The organism is Sphaerotilus hippei, from assembly GCF_003201595.1.
Classification (GTDB): domain Bacteria; phylum Pseudomonadota; class Gammaproteobacteria; order Burkholderiales; family Burkholderiaceae_C; genus Sphaerotilus; species Sphaerotilus hippei.
The window spans coordinates 30,422-49,734 of sequence record NZ_QJJS01000002.1; the positions used below are offsets into that span (position 1 = coordinate 30,422).

Annotated in this window: 21 protein-coding genes and 1 riboswitch; of the genes, 4 read left to right on the forward strand and 17 right to left on the reverse strand. The window is 72.3% G+C overall.

The genetic code is table 11. The features are described from left to right. Positions 1-25: 25 nt before the first annotated feature. The 14 genes from C7444_RS02130 to C7444_RS02195 all read right to left on the reverse strand — a co-directional run bounded on the left by C7444_RS02130 (position 26) and on the right by C7444_RS02195 (position 12,999). The gene (locus tag C7444_RS02130; RefSeq protein WP_110399197.1) at positions 26-1,186 is read right to left on the reverse strand and encodes a serine/threonine-protein kinase; all 1,161 of its coding nucleotides are present in this window, start codon (positions 1,184-1,186) and stop codon (positions 26-28) included. Continuing rightward, positions 1,183-2,382 carry a pyridoxal phosphate-dependent aminotransferase gene (locus tag C7444_RS02135; protein WP_110399198.1) on the reverse strand — a complete coding sequence of 400 codons (1,200 nt, stop codon included), beginning with the start codon at positions 2,380-2,382 and terminating at the stop codon, positions 1,183-1,185. Before C7444_RS02135 ends, C7444_RS02130 begins: the two co-directional genes overlap by 4 nt. An 11-nt stretch (positions 2,383-2,393) precedes the next feature. Then, positions 2,394-2,894 carry a transcription antitermination factor NusB gene (gene nusB / locus C7444_RS02140; protein WP_211317465.1) on the reverse strand — a complete coding sequence of 167 codons (501 nt, stop codon included), beginning with the start codon at positions 2,892-2,894 and terminating at the stop codon, positions 2,394-2,396. Then, a complete protein-coding gene (gene ribH, locus C7444_RS02145; protein ID WP_110399200.1) occupies positions 2,891-3,355 on the reverse strand; it encodes a 6,7-dimethyl-8-ribityllumazine synthase in 465 nt (154 codons plus the stop codon). Before ribH ends, nusB begins: the two co-directional genes overlap by 4 nt. A gap of 49 nt (positions 3,356-3,404) precedes the next feature. Continuing rightward, entirely contained in the window at positions 3,405-4,502 is a 1,098-nt protein-coding gene (gene ribBA, locus C7444_RS02150; RefSeq protein ID WP_110399201.1) for a bifunctional 3,4-dihydroxy-2-butanone-4-phosphate synthase/GTP cyclohydrolase II, read from the reverse strand. Between the two features lie 28 nt (positions 4,503-4,530). Next, positions 4,531-5,703, reverse strand: coding sequence for a bifunctional diaminohydroxyphosphoribosylaminopyrimidine deaminase/5-amino-6-(5-phosphoribosylamino)uracil reductase RibD (gene ribD, locus C7444_RS02155; RefSeq protein ID WP_110399202.1), 1,173 nt, complete (start codon positions 5,701-5,703; stop codon positions 4,531-4,533). A 53-nt stretch (positions 5,704-5,756) separates the two neighbouring features. Beyond that, positions 5,757-6,941: a hypothetical protein gene (locus C7444_RS02160; RefSeq protein WP_110399203.1), complete on the reverse strand. Its 1,185-nt coding sequence runs from the start codon at positions 6,939-6,941 to the stop codon at positions 5,757-5,759. Then, positions 6,928-8,193, reverse strand: a complete 1,266-nt coding sequence (locus C7444_RS02165) for a hypothetical protein (protein WP_110399204.1) — start codon at positions 8,191-8,193, stop codon at positions 6,928-6,930. Before C7444_RS02165 ends, C7444_RS02160 begins: the two co-directional genes overlap by 14 nt. Continuing rightward, on the reverse strand, positions 8,190-8,849 hold the full coding sequence (locus C7444_RS02170) for a hypothetical protein (RefSeq protein ID WP_146219327.1): 660 nt from the start codon (positions 8,847-8,849) through the stop codon (positions 8,190-8,192). Before C7444_RS02170 ends, C7444_RS02165 begins: the two co-directional genes overlap by 4 nt. 38 nt (positions 8,850-8,887) lie before the next feature. Then, positions 8,888-9,355: a type IV pilin protein gene (locus C7444_RS02175; protein ID WP_110399206.1), complete on the reverse strand. Its 468-nt coding sequence runs from the start codon at positions 9,353-9,355 to the stop codon at positions 8,888-8,890. Between the two features lie 12 nt (positions 9,356-9,367). Then, positions 9,368-9,904, reverse strand: a complete 537-nt coding sequence (locus tag C7444_RS02180; protein WP_110399207.1) for a GspH/FimT family pseudopilin — start codon at positions 9,902-9,904, stop codon at positions 9,368-9,370. 124 nt (positions 9,905-10,028) lie between these two features. Next, entirely contained in the window at positions 10,029-10,472 is a 444-nt protein-coding gene (gene nrdR, locus C7444_RS02185; RefSeq protein ID WP_110399208.1) for a transcriptional regulator NrdR, read from the reverse strand. A gap of 113 nt (positions 10,473-10,585) precedes the next feature. Continuing rightward, entirely contained in the window at positions 10,586-11,836 is a 1,251-nt protein-coding gene (glyA, locus tag C7444_RS02190; protein ID WP_110399209.1) for a serine hydroxymethyltransferase, read from the reverse strand. A gap of 76 nt (positions 11,837-11,912) precedes the next feature. Then, a riboswitch (ZMP/ZTP riboswitch) is annotated at positions 11,913-12,038 on the reverse strand. Positions 12,039-12,075: 37 nt separating this feature from the next. Then, complete coding sequence (locus C7444_RS02195) at positions 12,076-12,999, reverse strand: lytic transglycosylase domain-containing protein (RefSeq protein ID WP_110399210.1); 924 nt, start codon at positions 12,997-12,999, stop codon at positions 12,076-12,078. Positions 13,000-13,249: 250 nt separating this feature from the next. Between C7444_RS02195 and C7444_RS02200 the strand changes: the two genes are divergently transcribed. Further along, positions 13,250-14,836, forward strand: a complete 1,587-nt coding sequence (locus C7444_RS02200; RefSeq protein WP_146219341.1) for a UbiD family decarboxylase — start codon at positions 13,250-13,252, stop codon at positions 14,834-14,836. Positions 14,837-15,075: 239 nt separating this feature from the next. Here the strand turns inward: C7444_RS02200 and C7444_RS02205 are convergent, their stop codons facing one another. Further along, positions 15,076-15,864, reverse strand: a complete 789-nt coding sequence (locus C7444_RS02205; protein WP_170130599.1) for a YdcF family protein — start codon at positions 15,862-15,864, stop codon at positions 15,076-15,078. 79 nt (positions 15,865-15,943) lie between these two features. On the opposite strand from C7444_RS02205, the gene msrA reads away from it, so the two are divergent. Continuing rightward, positions 15,944-16,510 (forward strand): peptide-methionine (S)-S-oxide reductase MsrA, encoded by a 567-nt coding sequence (gene msrA / locus C7444_RS02210; protein WP_110399213.1) that lies wholly within the window; start codon positions 15,944-15,946, stop codon positions 16,508-16,510. Between the two features lie 18 nt (positions 16,511-16,528). On the opposite strand, the gene pdxH is transcribed toward msrA, so the two are convergent. Further along, positions 16,529-17,164 (reverse strand): pyridoxamine 5'-phosphate oxidase, encoded by a 636-nt coding sequence (gene pdxH, locus C7444_RS02215; protein ID WP_110399214.1) that lies wholly within the window; start codon positions 17,162-17,164, stop codon positions 16,529-16,531. A 236-nt stretch (positions 17,165-17,400) separates the two neighbouring features. Here pdxH and C7444_RS02220 point away from each other — a divergent pair, with 236 nt between their 5' ends. Beyond that, positions 17,401-18,018, forward strand: coding sequence for a nucleotidyltransferase family protein (locus tag C7444_RS02220; protein ID WP_110399215.1), 618 nt, complete (start codon positions 17,401-17,403; stop codon positions 18,016-18,018). 3 nt (positions 18,019-18,021) lie between these two features. Here C7444_RS02220 and C7444_RS02225 read toward each other — a convergent pair whose 3' ends face one another. Further along, the gene (locus C7444_RS02225; RefSeq protein ID WP_170130600.1) at positions 18,022-18,630 is read right to left on the reverse strand and encodes a gamma-glutamylcyclotransferase; all 609 of its coding nucleotides are present in this window, start codon (positions 18,628-18,630) and stop codon (positions 18,022-18,024) included. A 130-nt stretch (positions 18,631-18,760) separates the two neighbouring features. Here C7444_RS02225 and C7444_RS02230 point away from each other — a divergent pair, with 130 nt between their 5' ends. Next, positions 18,761-19,282: an OmpA family protein gene (locus tag C7444_RS02230; protein WP_170130601.1), complete on the forward strand. Its 522-nt coding sequence runs from the start codon at positions 18,761-18,763 to the stop codon at positions 19,280-19,282. Positions 19,283-19,313: the final 31 nt, after the last annotated feature.

Sequence of the window (19,313 nt, forward strand, 5' to 3'; positions counted from 1 at the left end):
GTGCGGGGCGATGATCTCCATGACCTCAGCCCAGGGCCGCGATCAGGAGTGCTGCCAGCAAGCTGAGGGCCAGGGCCGCCAATATCAAGCGCCGGGGGCCCGGACGGCCCGCATTCTGCACCGGCACCGGCACCGGCACCGGCACCGCCTGAGCCTGAGCCTGAGCCTGAGGCGGGCCGTCGACCGTCACCGTCGCCGTCACGGCCGGGCAGGGGGCGGTGTCGCTGCCGTTGCCGTTGCCGGGCGTGCCGTCGGCGCCACCCCCGTCACCGGCGGCGGTCTGCTGGCTGGCCAGCCAGGTCCGCAGGTCGCGGGCGAGCGCGCCGGCCGTGCGGTGGCGCCGCGCCGGGTCGGGATCGAGCGCCTGCAGCGTGATGCGCTCCAGTGCGGCGGGCAGGGTCGGGTCCCGCTGGCAGGGCGGCACCACACGGCCGGCCAGCACCGCGGCCTCGATCTCCGCCAGCGTCCTGCCCTGGAACGGCCGCTGGCCGGTCAGCAGCTCGTAGAGCACGACGCCCAGCGAATGGATGTCGCTGCGGGCGTCGCAGGGCCAGCCCCGGTACTGCTCCGGCGCGGCGTAGTGGGGCGAACCCCGCGCCGGTCCGCCCTCGTCGTGGCGGTGCAGCAGGCGGGCGATGCCGAAGTCCAGCACCATCGGCCGGGTGCGCCCGACCATGAAGAGGTTGGCCGGCTTGATGTCCTGGTGGATGACCCCCTTGCTGTGGGCATAACCCAGCGCATCGGCCACCCGCCGCACGATCAGCGCGGCCTGCTCCGGCCGGGCTCGCCAGCCACGCCGCAGCAGCGCCCCCAGGTCCTGGCCGTGCAGCAGCTCCATCGTGATGTAGGCGCCTTCGGCGCTGATGCCCGCGTCGTGCACCGTGACGATGTGGGCATGGCTGAGCCGGGCGACCGTGCGCGCCTCGTCGAGCACCTGCTGCACCGCCTGCTCGCGGGCCGGCCCGCACCGGTGCAGCGACAGCGTCTTGAAGGCGACCCGGCGCATCAGCAGCGTGTCCTCGGCCTCCCAGACGGTGCCCAGCGCCCCTTCGCCGAGCCGGCGGATCAGGCGGTAGCGTTCGCCGACCGGCTCGGGCACGTCGACGGGCGGGCGCTCCAGCCGCGGCGTGTGCTCGAAGGCCTCGACGCCCGCAGGTCGCGCCGCCGGGGGCTGGTCGATCCTCATGCGCGGCCGAGGGCCCGTCCCAGCCGGCGCACGGCTTCCTCGAGGCTGTCCATGCTGCTGGCGAACGACAGCCGGGCGTAGCGGCCGGTGTCGGCATGGCCGAAGTCCCGTCCCGGCGTCAGTGCCACATGGGCCCGCTCCATCATGTCGAAGCAGAAGTCCCAGCTGCTGGCGGCATGGGCGCTGGTGTCGAACCAGACGTAGAAGGCACCGTCGGGCGGCACCGGCACGTCCAGGCCCAGGCGCTGCAGCGCCGGCACGATGAAGTCGCGGCGCCTGCGCAGCTCGTCGCGGCGGCGTTCGCATTCCTGCAGCGTCGCGGGCTCGAAGCAGGCCAGCGCCGCCTGCTGGGCGATCGTGGACGGGCAGATGTAGAGGTTCTGCGCCAGCTTCTCGATCGCCGGCACCAGCGCGGGCGGCAGCACCAGCCAGCCCAGCCGCCAGCCGGTCATGCCGAAGTACTTCGAGAAGCTGTTGACCACCAGCACGTCCTCGCCGAGCGCCAGCGCGCTGCGGGGCGTCTGCTGCTCGTAGCTCAGGCCGAGGTAGATCTCGTCGACCACGGTGCAGCCACCGCGGGCCCGCACGGTCTCGACGATGCCCTGCAGCGCCTCGGGCGTGATCGAGGTGCCGGTCGGGTTGGACGGCGAGGCCAGCATCACGCCCCGGGTGGCCGGGCCCCAGTGGGCGGCCACGCTGGCGGCGTCGAGCTGGAAACGCTGCGCCGCGGTCGTGGGCAGCAGCCGGGCCGAACCGCCGCAGGCGCTGACGAAGTGCCGGTTGCAGGGGTAGCACGGGTCGGGCATCAGCCATTCGTCACCGGGCTCGACCAGCGCGCTGCACAGCAGCTGCAGCGCCGCCGACGCGCCGGCGGTCACGACGATGCGCTGCGCATCGATGGCCAGGCCCCAGCGCTGCGCGTACCAGCGCGACAGCGCCTCGCGCAGCGTGGCGAGGCCGGCGGCCGGGGTGTACTGGGTCAGTCCGCGCTCGAGGCTGTGCTGCGCCGCGGCCACCACCGCGGCCGGTGCGGTGCAGTCCGGCTCGCCGATGTTCAGGTAGATCATCGGCGTGCCCCCGAGGGCCGGGTCGCAGGCCGGGCTGCGCGCGATGACATCGGCCGCCTTGGCACATTCCATCACCCAGAAGGGCTCGATCAGCCCGACCCGGCTGGCCAGCCGCGGGGGCCGTGCCATCGCTGCAGCGTTCACCGGCCGCGCCGGGGCGCTGCGGCCACCTCGGCCGGCCGCAGCGCCGCGGCGGCCTTGTCCAGCACGCCGTTGACGTACTTGTGCCCGTCGGTGCCGCCGAAGGACTTGGCCAGCTCGACCGCCTCGTTGATCGCGACCTTGTAGGGCACGTCCAGGCAGTGCTTGAGCTCGTAGAGCCCGATCAGCAGCACGCCGTGCTCGACCGGCGAGAGCTCGGCCACGGTGCGGTCCAGGTGCGGGGCCAGCAGCGCGTCGAGCTCGTCGCGCTGGGCGATGCAGCCGTGCAGCAGCGCGTCGAAGTGGGCGACATCGGCCTTGCCGAATTCGTCCTGCTCACGCATGTGCGCGTCGACCACGCCGGGGTCGGCGCGGTTGATCTGCCATTCGTACAGGCCCTGCAGCGCCAGTTCGCGCGAACGCCGCCGCGCGGACTTGGGGCGCACGCCCTGAGCGGGCGCACGGGCGCGGGAGGTGTCGGGTGGGGTCGGTTGATTCAAGAGAGGTCTTCCAGCAGATTGGCCATTTCGACCGCCACGCGGGCCGCATCGCGGCCCTTCTCGTCGACCCGGGCCCAGGCCTGGGCGTCGTTCTCGACGGTGAGGATGGCGTTGGCGATCGGCATGCCGTGGTCCAGCGCCACGCGGGTCACGCCCGCGCCGCTTTCGTTGGCCACGAGTTCGAAGTGGTAGGTCTCGCCGCGGATGATGCAACCCACGGCGATCAGCGCGTCATGGTCCTTGCTCTCGGCCAGGGCCTGCAGGGCGATGGGCACTTCCAGCGCGCCCGGCACGGTGACCTTGCGGATGTGCCTGGGCTGCACGCCGAGCGCGGTCAGCTCGGCGATGCAGGTCTCGGCCAGCTTGTCGGTGAGGGCCGCGTTGAAGCGGGCCTGGACCAGGCCGATCCTCAGGTCCTTGCCATCGAGTTCGGCCGTCAGGCCCTTGTCTGCGCCTTGCATGGGTGTCTTTCCGGGTCGGGGAGGGGAGGCAGGCGACGGGGCGCCGGGTTCAGGCGCCGGGGCCGGTGGGCAGGAAGCCGGTGACTTCCAGCCCGTAGCCGGTCATGCTGGGCATGCGGCGGCGGTTGCTCATCAGCTTCATGCGGCGCACGCCGAGGTCGAGCAGGATCTGCACGCCCACGCCGTAGGTGCGCAGGTCCATCGTGGTGCGGGGCGGCTCGCTCGAGCCGGCTTGCAGCTGGCCCGTCAGGATGTCGGCATCGCAGCCGCCATTGAGCAGCACCGCGACCCCCTTGCCGGTCTCCTGCAGCGTCGTCAGCGCACGCGGCAGCGACCACGAGTGGGCGCTGCCCTCGACGTCGAGCAGGTCGAGCACGGACAGCGGCTCGTGCACCCGCACCAGCACCTCGTCCTCGGCGCTCCACTGCCCGACGCTCAGCGCCAGGTGGACCTGGCCGCTGCGGTCGCGGAAGCTGGTGCCGGTGAAACGGCCCCAGGGCGTCTGCATCTCGCGCGAGCCCAGGCGCTCGATCAGGCTCTCGTTGCGGCTGCGGTGGCTGATCAGGTCGGCGATGGTGCCGATCTTCAGGCCGTGCTCGAGCGCGAAGGCCTCGAGGTCGGGCAGGCGGGCCATCGTGCCGTCGTCGTTCATGACCTCGCAGATCACCGAGGCGGGCGACAGCCCGGCCATGCGCGCCAGGTCGCAGCCGGCTTCGGTGTGGCCGGCGCGCATCAGCACGCCACCGTCCTGGGCCTGCAGCGGGAAGATGTGGCCGGGCTGCACGAGGTCGGCCGGGCGGGTGTCCCTGGCCACGGCCACCTGCACCGTGCGTGCCCGGTCGGCGGCCGAGATGCCGGTGCTCACGCCGGTGGCGGCCTCGATCGACACGGTGAAGGCCGTGCCGTGCTTGGTGCCGTTGCGCGTGGCCATCGGGGGCAGCTGCAGGTATTCGCAGCGCTCTCGCGTCATCGTCAGGCAGATCAGTCCGCGGCCGTGCTTGGCCATGAAGTTGATGGCCTCGGGCGTGACCAGATCGGCCGCCATCACGAGGTCGCCCTCGTTCTCGCGGTCTTCTTCGTCGACCAGGATGACCATGCGGCCAGCGGCCAGTTCGGCGACCAGCTCGGAAACAGGAGATATAGCCATGCCGCGATTGTAGGCGGGCAGGGGGGCCTCAGCTCGCCAGCCAGCTCAGGTCCTGATCCGCGGGGCGGGCGATCAGGCGCAGGTCGTCGCCGACCGGGCTCACCGACTGCCAGCGCAGCAGGCGGGCCTGCTCGAGCCGTTCGTAGGGACCGAGTGCGGCGAGCGGGCGGCCCGGGCCGAGCAGGCTCGGGGCCAGGTAGAACAGGTACTCGTCGACCAGGCCGGCCTCGATCAGCGCCCCGGCGAGTTCGGCACCGGCCTCGACATGCAGCTCGTTGACCCCGCGCCGGGCCAGTTCCTGCAGCAGCGGGGGCAGTGCGGGGCGGCCCCGGGCGTCCGGGGTCGCCTCGAGCAGGGTCACCCGGCCCGCGGCCTCGGGCCGGTGGGGCAGGGACTGCCTCCAGCGGTCCTGCTCGGCGGGCGAGGCCAGGGTGCAGATCAGCGTCTCGCCGGGGCCGTCCAGCAGGCGGGCGCCCACCGGCGTGCGCAGCCGGCTGTCGAGCACGACCCGCCAGGGCTGGCGCGGGGTCGGCACCAGGCGCACGTCCAGCCCCGGATCGTCGGCCAGCACGGTGCCGATGCCGGTGAGCACCGCCGAGGCGCGGCGGCGCCAGGCGTGGCCGTCGGCCCGCGCGGCCGGGCCGGTGATCCACTGGCTGACTCCGTTGGGCAGCGCCGTGCGGCCGTCGAGGCTGCCGGCCACCTTCAGTCGCACCCAGGGTCGCTGGCGCAGCACCCGCGACAGGAAACCGATGTTCTGCGCCCGCGCCTCGTCGGCCATCAGCCCGACCGAGGTCACGATGCCGGCCCGTGCCAGCCGGGCCAGGCCCTGGCCGGCCACCTGGGCAAACGGATCGACCAGCGCGGCGACCACGCGGCCGAGCCCGGCCTCGACCAGCGCGTCCGCGCAGGGCGGGGTGCGGCCATGGTGGGCGCAGGGCTCCAGCGTGACGTAGGCGGTCGCGCCGCGCAGGTCGTGGCCGGCCGCGCGGGCCTGGCGCATCGCCATCACCTCCGCATGCGGGCCGCCGGCCTGCTGCGTGTGGCCCTGGCCGAGCAGCTGGCCGTCGCGCCCGACCAGCACGCAGCCCACCCGCGGGTTGGGATCGGTCAGGCCGATCGCCTGTTCGGCCTGGGCGATGGCCAGGGCCATCGCCGCCTGATCGGCCGGGCTGAAGGAGGAGGCGGGCGTGTGTGTCATGGCCCGGATTGTCGGCCCGTGCCCGGGTGCCGTGGCCGTGGTGGCGCTCGGGTTCAGGGCTGGTGGGGCACCGTGCCGTCGTCGAGGCCCCGGCCCGGCGTGTCCACGGGGCAGCTGGCCGTGCCTCGCACCACCAGGAAGTTCTGCGCCCCGAGCGGCCCGCTCACGCCCTGGTGCACGGCAGGGTGTTCGGCCGCCTCGATGCGGCCGTCGTGATCGTGGTCGGCGCTGTAGCGGCATACCTGGAACTCGCCGGCGCCGCGGCCGATCACCCAGCCGGCCGCGACGACGTCGAGCCGCCCCGACCAGGCGGGTGGCTGTCCGGCCGGCTGCACCACGCAGTGGTAGCTGACCAGCGTGCGCAGCGTCAGGCCGGGCGGGACGTGGTCGGGGGCGTCGTCGTCACATTCCCAGCCCGGGCTCGGGTGGCCGGTGCTGGTGAACTGCAGCCGCAGGGCCAGGCTCATGACCGGATCCGCCGGCTGCTCGGCGTCCTGGGCGCCGAGCAGGTCGCCGTGGGTGGCAAAACGCACCTGTCCGCTGAGCAGCCAGCCGCTGAGGGCGGCGCAGCGCAGCAGCATCGAGGGCGTCAGCAGGGTGTTGTCCACGCCCACCGGGGTCTCGCAGCGCTCGATCACCTCGCCGCTGCTCCGGTCGAAGACCCAGGTGAGCGGGCCTTCGGCCCGGGGCTTGAAGGCGCTGCGCCGGGCATCCAGGTCCGTCGCGGCCACGGGAATCGACGGGTGGCGCTGCGCGGCGCCGCCGGAGGCGCCCGCCGCTTCGGTGTCGCGGGCCAGCGTGGCGACCACGCCGAGCTGCGGATCGACGCCCGCCAGCAGGCCGTGCAGCACCAGCGACCGGGTCTGTGCGTCGCGGTCCGGCCACTGCAGGTGCGTGCTCATCGCCTTCAGGCGCAGCGGCTCGAGCAGCGTGACCGTGGTGTGCCGCTGCAGCGTCTGCGTGCCATCGAACGCCACCGCCTCGGCGGTGCTCGTGACCCGCTCCTGCCAGGCCCCGCCGACGTCCGCCGGGTCGGTCTCGACATGGTCGAAGGCCCGCAGCCGCTCCTGCGCTTCTTCGGCCAGCCGCATCGCGGCCGAACGCTGCCGGGCCTCGTCGGCGCTGCCGGCCAGCAGTCGCTGCCACTGCAGCAGCCCGACCGTGCCGAGGCTGAGCACGCACAGCCCGATCAGCAGCTCCAGCAGCGTCAGGCCGGCGCTGCGCTCAGGGTGATTCATGGTCGCGCCACCCGCCGGCCAGCGGCACCAGGGCCGCCAGGCTGTCCCCGGCCTGCTCGAGCACGGCCCGCGAGGCGCGCACGGTGAGCGGGCCGTCCAGCCGCAGGTCGCCGGCCGACAGCAGCGCCCCGTCGAGCCCGCTCGAACTGCCGGCCTGCCACTGCACCGCCCGGGCCACGATCAGGCCGTGCCAGGCGCCGCTGGTCTGCGCGCTCAGCGTGCCGTCGACCAGCAGCACCAGCGGCTGCTGCAGGCTGCCCCGCGGGGCCTGGTCGTCGAGCGTGGCGTCGCCGCGGATCACCAGGACCGGGCGCTCGCGGTTCCAGGCGGCCGCCAGCGTGGCGCCGCTGCACGGCTGGCTGCAGTCGAGCGTGGTGACCGACGGCAGGCGGCGCAACCAGGCGATCGGCAGGCCGACATGGCGGCGCAGCCAGGTGTCGAGGTCGCCGGACAGGCCTGGCAGCTGGGCCCGTGCGCTGTCGGTGCCGGCGTGGGCCACGCTGCTCAGCCGGGCACCGGGCTCGAGCACCACCGCCCCACCGGCGGCGACGGTCCAGCCCGGCAGCCAGGTGGCATCGGGCTGGACCACCTCCACGGCCGGGCCCAGCGTGACCCGGCCCGCCGCGCTGACCGGTGCCAGCGGCCAGCGGCGCAGCGTGCCCAGCAGGCCGTGGTCCAGGCGCAGGCGTGCACGGGCCGACGCCGCGGGCCAGGCCGATCCGTCCGTGCCGCTGCAGGCCGGACCGGCCGGCAGGCAGCCGGTCGACACCAGCGTGACCGCTCCCGTGGTGGCCACCGTCTCCCAGCGCAGCAGGAAGCCGGGGTGTTCCTGTCCGTCGGTCGGCGCGGTCAGCGATTCGAACGCCCGGCTGCCGGCCGAGGCCGGGCAGGCGCAGGTCCAGCCCGAGCCGTCGTGCAGGCAGCCGGCTTCGGCCGAGCCCAGCGGGGTGATCGTGCGTTCACCGTGCAGCAGGCCGAGGTAGCGCTGGCGCCACGAGGTGGTCGACGACAGGTCGGGGGCGCAGCGGCCGTCCAGCGGGGTGCGGCGGTGCAGCTGCGCCAGGCCCCAGTCGAGTCCGGCCTGGGCGGCGTGCAGGGCGGCGGTGGCACGGGCCTGGTCGGCGGCGCTGCGCTGCTCGGCCAGCTGGCCGCGGTGGCTCCACAGCACGGCGGTGCTCAGCCCCAGCAGCAGGCTCAGCAGCACCAGCAGCGTGGCCGAGCCGCCGTGCCCGAGGCGCTGGCCGGTCGTCATGGGGACGGGCACTCGCCGTGGCGTTCGGCGTTGCGCAGCAGCACGGTGCTGCGCCAGCTGCGCTGCAGGTCCGGCTCCTGGCGGGACGCCAGGGTCAGCTCGATCGTGACCAGGTGCGTGGTGCGGGCCGGACCGCATCCCGTCCCGGTGCAGCTCGTGACCGCACAGGCATCGAGCAGCGAGCGCTGCCGTGTCTGCAGGCTGATCTGCAGGCGGGTCACCCGGACCTGCTCGGGGTCGGTCAGCGCCTGCCACTGGTCTCCGGTGCCGGGCGCCAGGCGGGGGCCGCTCAGGCGCAGGTCGAGGCTGGCCTGCACCGGGTGCACGCGCAGGCCGAAGCTCTCGTTGCTGCCGGCCACCTGATCTTCCTGAGGGTCGCGGCTGTAGCGATAGACGACGTGGCTGGCGGTGTCCACCAGCACCCCCTGGTAGGGGTTGGCCGGGCGGGGGCCGTCGGCCGCGCTGCGCCACAGGGCGTCGGCCGGGCTGCCCCAGTGGCCCGAGCGACGCAGGTCACGCGCGATCAGCTCGCCGCTGATCCGCAGGTCCTGCGTGAGGCGGGTCAGGCGCAGCAGCCGTCGCTGTTCCTGGAGCTGGTGGGCCACCACCGGCAGCAGCGTGGCGACCATCCACAGCCCGAGGGTCAGTGCGAGCATCATCTCCACGAGGGTGATGCCGCCACATCGGCGCGGGCTCATCGCCCCCAGCACCGCTGGTTGGCGGCCGCGCCGTTGCCGAGCGTGGCGTCCGGCCCGGAGCGCTGCACCAGCGTGCCTTCGCCGAGCTCGAGGGCGAGTTCCTGGCAGCCGCTGTCGCCCTGCTGGCCATCGAGGGCACTGGCCCTCACCGTGTAGGCCGATCCCGGCGTCGCGGCGTCCAGGGCCAGCGTGATCCGGTAATGTCCGTCGGGGCTGTGCTCCGGCAGGCCGAGGCCACCCGTGCCGAGGGTGGCGCAGTAGTGTTCATGCCCGGCCCGCCAGCGCTCCTGCCACTGCTGCACGGTGGCCAGCGCGCGCAGGGCGTCGCTGCGCCGGATCCGGCGCAGCTGCTCCTGGTACGAGGGCAGCGCCACCGTCGCCAGCACGGCCAGCACCACCAGCCCGATGCACAGCTCGACGAGGGTGTGGCCACGGGCCGGGCGGGGTGGGGGCGGCGCGGGCATGGCGGATCCGCCTCAGCAGCGCGGCAGGCCCGACATCCCGCTCGGGCTGCAGGTGCGGACCCGGCCGAGGATGTTGACCACGTGGCGGATCGTGTGGCCGTCCCGGCTGGCCAGCTCGATGCTGCCCGTCGGGCTGACGGTGCCATGGCGGGGATCGATGCGCATCGAGCCGACATTGCTGCTCAGGCTCACCGGTGGATCGGTGGCGCGGACCACCAGGCTGCGCATCAGCCGGGCCGTTCCGCCGCAGCGCGCCGGGCTGGCGCAGCTGCAGTCGGCGGCCTCGCCGCTGTGCACCAGGCTGCAGGTGCCGCCGGTTCCGGTCAGCAGGCTCCAGCGCAGCGGCTCCTGGCGGCTGACCGCCGCGGTGCGCAGCACCTGCAGGTCGTGCTGCAGCTGGGCCGACAGGCCCTCGAGCTCACGCTGCAGCAGGAAGCGGCTGAACGAGGGGCCGGTCAGCGTCAGCAGCACGGCGCAGACCAGCACCGTGACCAGCAGTTCGCTCAGGGTCCAGCCCCGGGCGGGCGGGGCGGCGAGGGAAGGGCGCATCTCGTTTCCTCCTGCGACCCGATCGAGTCTACGCAGGCAGGTGGCGATGACGATGCCCCTCGATGGGGGAAGCCGGGTCCCCCTCAGGAGGGAGAGGGGCGAGCGACGGGCGGGTGGCCCGGCCTCAGATTTCCTTGATCAGCTTGCTGAAGGCCTCGATGTCCTCGAACTCGCGGTACACCGAGGCAAAACGCACGTAGGCCACCTTGTCCAGGCGCTTGAGCTCGCGCATCACCAGCTCGCCGACCCGGGCCGTGCCGACCTCGCTGGAGCCGCTCGACAGCAGCTTCTCCTCGATGCTGGCGATCGCCGCGTCGACCAGGTCGACGCTGACGTTGCGCTTGCGCAGCGCGAGGGCCATCGACGCGCGCAGCTTGGCGCGGCTGAACTCGGTGCGGTCGCCGTTCTTCTTGACCACGGCCGGCATGGCGAGCTCGGCCCGTTCGTAGGTGGTGAAGCGCTTCTCGCACTGGCCGCAGCGGCGGCGGCGGCGCACGGCATCACCTTCGTCCGATTCACGCGTCTCGACGACGGTGGTCTCTAGATGGCCGCAGTAGGGGCAACGCATGGGCGGTCCGGATCGGGGCGGGGCACAAGGACGGCGGCGACCAGTCGTGAACGAGCTGGTCGCCGCCAGGAGGGGCTGGACGGGAGGCCGCGCGGGGCGGCGTCCCGGCCGGGTCAGCGGTAGACCGGGAAGTCGCGCGTCAGCGCGGCGACCTGGGCTTTCACGCGCTCGATGACGGCCTCGTCATGCGGGGCGTCCAGCACGTCGGCGATCAGGTTGGCCACCTGGCGCGCCTGCTCTTCCTTGAAGCCGCGCGTGGTGAAGGCCGGCGAGCCCAGGCGGATGCCGCTGGTCACGAAGGGCTTCTGCGGGTCGTTGGGGATGCCGTTCTTGTTGCACGTCATGTGGGCCCGGCCCAGCAGCGCCTCGGCTTCCTTGCCGGTCAGGCCCTTGGGACGCAGGTCGACCAGCATGACGTGGCTCTCGGTGCGGCCGCTGACGATGCGCAGGCCACGCTCGGTCAGCGTCTGGGCCAGCACGGCGGCGTTCTTCACGACCTGCTCCTGATAGGCCTTGAACTCGGGCGACAGCGCTTCCTTGAAGGCCACGGCCTTGCCGGCGATGACGTGCATCAGCGGGCCGCCCTGGATGCCGGGGAAGATGGCCGAGTTGATCTTCTTGGCGACTTCTTCGCCACGCATCAGGATCAGGCCGCCGCGCGGGCCGCGCAGGGTCTTGTGCGTGGTGGTGGTGACCACGTCGGCGAAGGGCACCGGGTTCGGGTAGACGCCCGCGGCGATCAGGCCGGCGTAGTGGGCCATGTCGACCATGAAGTAGGCGCCGACGTCCTTGGCCACCTTGGCGAAGCGCTCGAAGTCGATGCGCAGCGCGAAGGCCGAGGCGCCCGCGATGATCAGCTTGGGCTTGTGCTCATGCGCCAGACGCTCCATCGCGTCGTAGTCGATGTCTTCGGCGGCGTTCAGGCCGTAGGAGACGACCTTGAACCACTTGCCCGACATGTTCAGCGGCATGCCGTGCGTCAGGTGGCCGCCTTCGGCCAGGCTCAGGCCCATGATGGTGTCGCCGGGCTGCAGCAGGCCGAAGAACACGGCCTGGTTGGCCTGCGAGCCGCTGTTGGGCTGCACGTTGGCGAACTCGGCGCCGAACAGCTGCTTGGCGCGGTCGATGGCCAGCTGCTCGGCCACGTCGACATGCTCGCAGCCACCGTAGTAGCGCTTGCCGGGGTAGCCTTCGGCGTACTTGTTGGTCAGCTGGCTGCCCTGGGCGGCCATCACGGCCGGCGAGGTGTAGTTCTCGCTGGCGATCAGCTCGATGTGGTCTTCCTGGCGGCGCGTCTCGTCGGCGATGACGGCGGCGATCTCGGGGTCGATGGCGGCCAGGGTCTGGGTGGCGCGGTCAAACATGTCGGGGTCGTCCTGTCGGTGATTGCTGGTCCCTGCACGGATCGGCCGGCCGCGATCGGTGACCGGCCATCGATGTCAGGGCTGCCCAGGCGCACGGCGAAACACCGCTGCCGGCTGTTGCCCGCAGCAGGTCGTGCTCCACGGTGGTTGCCCACCACGGACTCCGTTGCGGAGCCCTTGAACGCCAGTCGCACGACGACGCGAGTGTAGCGGAAGGCAGGCGCTGACGCGCCTGCGGGTCAGCGCGCCAGCGCGATGCGGGCGGTCGACACCGGCGACGGCGCTTGGCGGTCGTGGGGGGCTTCTTCGGCCGGCGTGCTGCGGGCCGTGGAAGGGGCCGAGGCGGCATCACCGCCGTCGATCTTCGGCGCGGTCTGGGGCACCGGCATGCGTGCGGTCACCGGCACGGAGCGTCCGCGCAGCAGCTGCTGCAGGAAACCCTGCTCGCTGAGCACCTTGAAGGCATAACCGCCGTCATCGACCAGGTTGGCCGCGCCGACGTAGTGGCGCAGGCCGCCTTCGACCGAGCCGGCCTTGGCGATGCAGTCCTTGAGCACCTGCACACCGACGCGCAGATTGGTCAGCGGGTCGAAGGCCGCATGGTTGCCGCCGAAGGCGAGGTACTTGTCGTCGTGCACCCGGGTCATCACCTGCATCAGGCCCTGCGCGCCGACCGCGCTCTGCGCGAAGGGGTTGAAGCTGGACTCGATGGCCACGATGGCCAGGATCAGCGTGGGCTCCAGGCCCACCCGCTGGCCGAGCGACCAGGCCTCCTGCACCAGCCGGCTCACCGGCTCCGGGGCGACGCGGTAGCGCCGCGCCAGCCACTGGGCGACCGCGGCCTGCTGGCGGTTGAGCTCGGCCGGGTCGGTCGCCGTGGCCCGGTCCACGGCCGAGGCGTCGCCGGGGGCGAGCAGGTCGGTGTCGACGTCGATGCGGGCTTCATGGCGCTCGAGCAGCCAGTCCAGGGCCTGCGCCTCGAGCGAAGAACGCAGGTCGGCCCGTCCGCCCAGCAGCAGGCTGGCACCCAGCACGCCCAGGCCGATCAGGGCCAGGGAGTTGTGGCTGACAGCGAGCAATCCGTGGCCCACATCGGTGATAAAAACGCGTGACGAACGGGAAACGGCCGATCGCACATGCGACCACGACTGGATGGCAGACATGACACTCCTTCGGTTCATCTGCTCGGGTGCTCTGGGACCCCGTAGGATCGGCACCCTGATAATCCCTGTCGACATGCACCTGGGAAGTGCAAAAAGCGTGCATAGCTGCACACGTGACAGGGGCGGAACAGGCGGCTTGACGACTGGGCGAAAAAACGCCGCTGGCCTGTGGTACTGAAGTTGCCGGATTCTAGAAGTCTTCCTAATAACTAGTCAATAATAAAGACTGGTTTTCTTATGCCTTTTCATGATTAAGTATCGCGACCTTCGTGACTTCATGGCCATGCTGGAGCGGCGTGGCCAGCTGCTGACCGTGGCGCAGCCGGTGTCCACCGAGCTGGAGATGACCAGCCTGTCCGACCGTGCGCTGCGTGCCGGCGGGCCCGCGCTGCTGTTCTCCGATCCGCACCGTCAAGGTGCGTCCGTGGGCATGCCGGCACTGACCAACCTGTTCGGCACCCCCGAGCGGGTCGCGCTGGGCATGGGGGCCGAGGACGTCTCGGCCCTGCGCGACATCGGCGAGCTGCTGGCCCGGCTGAAGGAGCCCGAGCCGCCGCGCGGCCTGAAGGACGCCGGCCGACTGCTGCAGATGGCCAAGACGGTGTGGGACATGAAACCCGCGCTGGTGCGGCGGCCGGACTGCCAGCAGGTCGTGCTGGAGGGCGCCGAGGTCGACCTGGGGCGCCTGCCGGTGCAGCACTGCTGGCCCGGCGATGCCGCGCCGCTGATCACCTGGGGCCTGGTCGTCACCCGCGGGCCCCAGGGCGGGCCGCGGGCGCGCCTGCGCCAGAACCTGGGCATCTACCGCCAGCAGGTGATCGGGCCGCGCCAGACCATCATGCGCTGGCTGGCCCACCGCGGCGGCGCGCTCGACTTCCGCGACTTCGCGCTGGCCCGCCCGGGCCGGCCGTTCCCGATCGTGGTGGCGCTGGGCGCCGATCCGGCCACCATCCTGGGCGCGGTCACGCCGGTGCCCGACAGCCTGTCGGAGTACCAGTTCGCCGGCCTGCTGCGCGGGGGGCGCACCGAGGTGGCCGACAGCGGCGTGGGCGAGGGCGAGCTGAAGCTGCAGGTGCCCGCCAGCGCCGAAATCGTGCTCGAGGGCCACATCCCGGTGGCCGAACCCGGCTACGAAGGCGTGTCCGCGCACGGCGTTCCCCTGAAGGAGCGGGGCGGCTACCTGCATGCGCTCGAAGGCCCCTACGGCGACCACACCGGCTACTACAACGAGCAGGACTGGTTCCCGGTCTTCGAGATCGAGCGCATCACGATGCGGCCCGACCCGATCTACCACTCGACCTACACCGGCAAGCCGCCCGACGAGCCCGCCGTGCTGGGGGTGGCGCTCAACGAGGTGTTCGTGCCCATCCTGCGCAAGCAGTTTCCGGAGATCGTCGACTTCTACCTGCCGCCCGAGGGCTGCAGCTACCGCATGGCGGTGGTCAGCATCCGCAAGGCCTACCCGGGCCACGCCAAGCGGCTGATGTTCGGCATCTGGAGCTTCCTGCGCCAGTTCATGTACACCAAGTTCATCGTCGTGGTGGACGATGACGTCGACACCCGCTCCTGGCAGGAGGTGATCTGGGCCATCACCACCCGCATGGATCCGGTGCGCGACACCACGCTGGTCGAGCAGACCCCGATCGACTACCTCGACTTCGCCTCGCCGGTGTCGGGCCTGGGCGGCAAGATGGGGCTGGATGCGACCAACAAGTGGCCGGGCGAGACCAGCCGCGAGTGGGGGCGTCCGATCACGATGGACCGCGAGGTCGACGCACGCATGGAGAAGCTGTGGGCCGAGCTGACCGCCGGCCGGCCCGCTCCGGTGGCGAAGTGATGTTGCAGTGCGGTGTCAATATCGCGCTGACGATGGTGTCCGCGCGCACGATTGAAGCCCTGATCTTGCACGGGCGCACGGCAACGCTTAACGTGGGGGCACCTGTTCACTGAACAGGCCTACAGACCGCGCAGTCTCTGCGCGGAGGGTTCACCGGACCTGATACCTCTGGTGGCCGCAGGTGGTCATTGATCCACCGGACCCGCTCGCGAACAGCCGTTCCGAGCGGGTTTTCAGTTTCAGGCCCCCGCGGCCCGCCCCAGCAGCTCGCGCACCACCCACTGCACCGTCAGCACCCCGCTGGTGCTCGGGATCCAGTCCAGCAGCGAACGCTCGTCCTCGCCCGGAAAGCCGAACGGCGCGGCGACCACCTCGATCCCGCTGCCGGCGGCGCGGCGGAAGTGCGCCAGTGCCCGGGGCATGTGCCAGGCGTGCGTGACCAGCACGATGCGGCGCACGCCGTCGGCCCGCAGCAGCGGCACGCTGAAGTCGGCGTTCTCGCGCGTGTCGCGCGAGCGGCCTTCGGCCCAGCGCAGCGTGCCGCCCCATTCGTCCCGCACGATGCGTGCGGCGGCGTCGGCTTCGCTCGGGCCGTCCTTCTGCGCCCAGCCGACCCCGCCGCTGTAGCCCAGCGGCTGCTGCAGCTGGCGCGACAGCCACATGCCGTAGCGCAGCCGGGCCAGGCCGTTGGGCGTCAGGTCGGGCTGGTCGAGGAATTCCGGCGCGGCGCCGTAGCGTCCGGCGCCCAGCACGATCACCGCGGTGGAGGGGCCGTCCGGTCCGGCCGCGAGGGCGGCCAGCGCGGGGCGGTCGAGCGCGGCGGGCGGCCTCAGCACGTCGCGCACCAGCCAGCGTCCGCTGCCCTGGCAGGCGCTGAGCCACAGCAGCACCAGCAGCGCGGCGGCCACCGGACGGGTCCAGCGCGTCGTTCGCCGCCAGGCCAGGCAGGCGCCCAGCATCAGCAGCAGGCTGGTCGGCGGCATCAGCAGGGCGGTGATGAAGGGCTTGAGGGCGTAGAGGCTGTTCATGCGGGGGCTTGTCGGGGCCGGACGGCGGCGCGGCGCATTCTGCCGAATAATGCCTCGCACGCCCCGACCGGATCCCGCCATGAATCAGCCCGCCGATGCCTCCCCGACCCTGCCCGCGACCGAGACCATCACGCTCGGCGGCGGCTGCTTCTGGTGCACCGAGGCGGTCTACCTCGACGTCGAGGGGGTGCTGGCGGTGCAGAGCGGCTACTGCAACGGGCCGCTCCCCCATCCGACCTACGAGCAGGTCTGCTCCGGGCGCACCGGCCATGCCGAGGTGGTGCGGGTGAGCTTCGACCCGTCGAGGGTCAGCCTGCGCGAGCTGCTGCAGGTCTTCTTCGTGGTGCACGACCCGACCACGCTGAACCGCCAGGGCAACGATGCGGGCACCCAGTACCGCTCCGGCATCTACTGGAACGATCCGTCGCAGCTCGAGGTGATCGAGGCCGTGCTGGACGAGGCCCGGGCGCTGTGGCCCGACCCGGTGGTCACCGAGGTCCGCTCGGAGCAGAACTACTGGCCGGCCGAGGCCTATCACCAGCGCTATTTCGAGCAGCACCCGGAGCAGGGCTACTGCGCCTGGGTGGTCGCGCCCAAGGTGGCCAAGTTCCGCCACACCTTCGCCCGGCTGCGGCGGCACGGCTGAGTGCCGTGCCCCGGGTGCTCAGGGCGCCAGCCGTTCCTTGATCCATCGCCCGGCCTCGAGGCGGTAGACCAGCCGGTCGTGCAGCCGCGACGGGCGGCCCTGCCAGAACTCCCAGCGATCGGGCACCAGCCGGAAGCCGCCCCATTGCGGCGGGCGCGGCGGGTTCAGGCCGTGCTGCACGGCGGCCCGGGCCGCATGGCCCACCAGCACCGCCCGCGAGCTGATCACCTGGCTCTGCGGCGAGGCCCAGGCGCCCAGGCGCGAGTCCAGCGGCCGCGAGGCGAAGTAGGCGTCCGACTCCTCGGCCGCGGTGCGCTCGACCCGGCCTTCGATGCGCACCACCCGTTCGTGCTCGACCCAGTGGAACTGCAGCGCGGCCCATGGGTGGCCGGCCAGCTCTCGGCCCTTGCGGCTGTCGTAGTTGGTGTACCAGACGATGCCGCGGGCGTCGCAGCCCTTGATCAGCACGATGCGCGTCGACGGCCGGCCGTCGGCCCCGACGGTGGCCACCGTCATCGCGTTGGGCTCGGGCAGTCCGGCCTTCAGGGCGGCATCGAGCCAGCCCTCGAACTGGGTCAGGGGTTCGCTGGCGCTCTGGTGCTCGTCCAGTTCGCCCGCTTCATAACTCTTGCGCAGATCGGCGATGTTCTTCATGTGTGCAGTATAGGAACGCTCTGCGGGATTGCGCGTCCGTCGCCCGCCGTCGAGCGGTGCTTGTGCGTAGGTGAACGCACCACTTTCGCGAGCGGCGCTTGTGCGGTTCCATCGGGGCATGGCGCTCGACTCGAGCGCCGATCCGGGAGGGTGTGGGTGAAACAGCGTGAGTGCCTGATCGATCGAGGGGCCGTGTCCTGCGGTGGCAGGGCCGGATGGCCGCGCGGCGGTCGGGCATGAACACGGCTGCTCCAGGGCCCGTGGTGGTGGTCGTGGCGGGCGGTCGTGGCGCCCGTTTCGACGGCGACGGCCACAAGCTGGCCCAGCCCTTCGGTCCGTCGACGGTGCTGGCGACCACGCTGCACCGCATCCTGGCGGCCGGCCTGCCGATGGTGGTGGTGACCACCGCCCCGCTGGCGTCGCTGGCGCAGGGGGTCGTGGCCGCGCGTGACGTCGTGCTGGTGCCGGCGGTGGGCAGCGGCGACGAGCCGCTCGGCATGGGTTATTCCATCGCGGCGGGGGTGGCCGCGCGCTCCCAGGCCAGCGGCTGGATGGTCATGCCCGCGGACATGCCGATGGTGCGTCCGGCCACCTTCCAGCGCATCGCGCAGGCGATGCGGCAGCACGTGATCGTGCACGCCCAGCACCGCGGGCGCCGCGGTCATCCGGTGGGCTTCTCGTCGGAGCTGTATTCCGAGCTGGTCTCGCTGAAGGGCGACGAAGGCGCGCGCCGCCTGCTGGCGCGTTATCCGACCTACAGCCTCGAGATCGACGACCCTGGCGTGCTGCTCGACGTCGACACCCGCGACGACCTGGAGCAGGCCCGCCAGCGCTGGTCCGCCGACCGGTCCTGACGCTCAGGCCAGCCCGTGATGGCGGACCAGGCGCATCAGGCGCTCGGTCTGCGCATCGTGGATCTGCAGCTCCCGCAGCCGTTCGGCCGTCAGGCGCAGGTAGTCGATGCAGCGCCCGTAGCGCCCCTCGGCATGGCGGAACACCTCGACCAGCGCCTCGTCGGACAGGGGGCCGGTGTGGTGTGGGCTGTGCTGCGGCAGCGTGAAGGTCAGCGCCCGCACCGCGCCCCGGGCCGTCTGGCAGGTCAGCCAGCGGGGCTGGTAGACGCCGGTGGGCATCTCGCGGGTCCACAGCGCCTGCAGCGTCTCGTCACGCCGGTGCGGCGGCACGGCCTGGACCTGTCCCCGGCACGAGCCGCCGCGCATCAGCGCATAGACCAGCCCGGGGCGCTGCGGGCTGCCCCGGTTGATGTTCGAGCGCATGCTCAGCGTGCGGTGGTAGCCCCAGACCCGGGCCGGGCGCGCCTCGTCGGACACGAACTCCGGGCGCCACAGCAGCGAGGCGTAGGCGAACACCCAGAGCCGCGGCTGCCGCGCGGCTTCGGCCTGGACCTGCCTGAACAGGTGCTGGCGGTGGAGGTGCTGCTCGGGGCTGAGCGTCGGTTCGTGCATCACGGGTTCCAGTGTCGCCAGAAGGCTGCGATCCGTCCGGCCTGTTGCGTCTGCGCAAGGGTTTGCCATGGTTGTGCCCCGGCGGGGCCACTACACTGCGCGCATCTTTTCACGACAACTGGAGGAAACGATGAGTGATGATGACCGCGACGACAGCCGCAAGGTGGGGCTCTGGGTGGTGTTCACGACGGTGGCGGTGCTGCTGATCGGCGTGATCGGCTACGCCGTGATGCGCACCACGGGCCAGTCGGCCGCACCGACGACCGGGATGGCGGCGTCCGCACCGGCTGAAGCCGCCGCCGACGTGCTGGTCGACATCGTGACCACCGGAGAGGCCCTGGCCACCACCTTCTTCCCGTCGGGCTCGGCCGACATCCTGCCCGAGTCCGCCACCGTGCTCGATGCCGCCGTCACCGCCCTGCAGGCCGACGCGGCCAAGAAGGTGCTGCTGTCGGGTTACCACGACTCGACCGGCGACCCGGCGATGAACGCCGAACTGGCCAAGCAGCGGGCCAAGGCCGTGCGCACGGCGCTGGTCGCCCGTGGCATCGCCGCCGACCGCGTGCTGCTGCGCAAGCCGGAAGTGACCGACGGTGGCGCCGATGCGGCCGCTGCCCGCCGCGTCGAGATCCGCCTGATCGACGCGCCCTGACGCGCGCTCCCGCCGAGGGCGGGCTGACGTG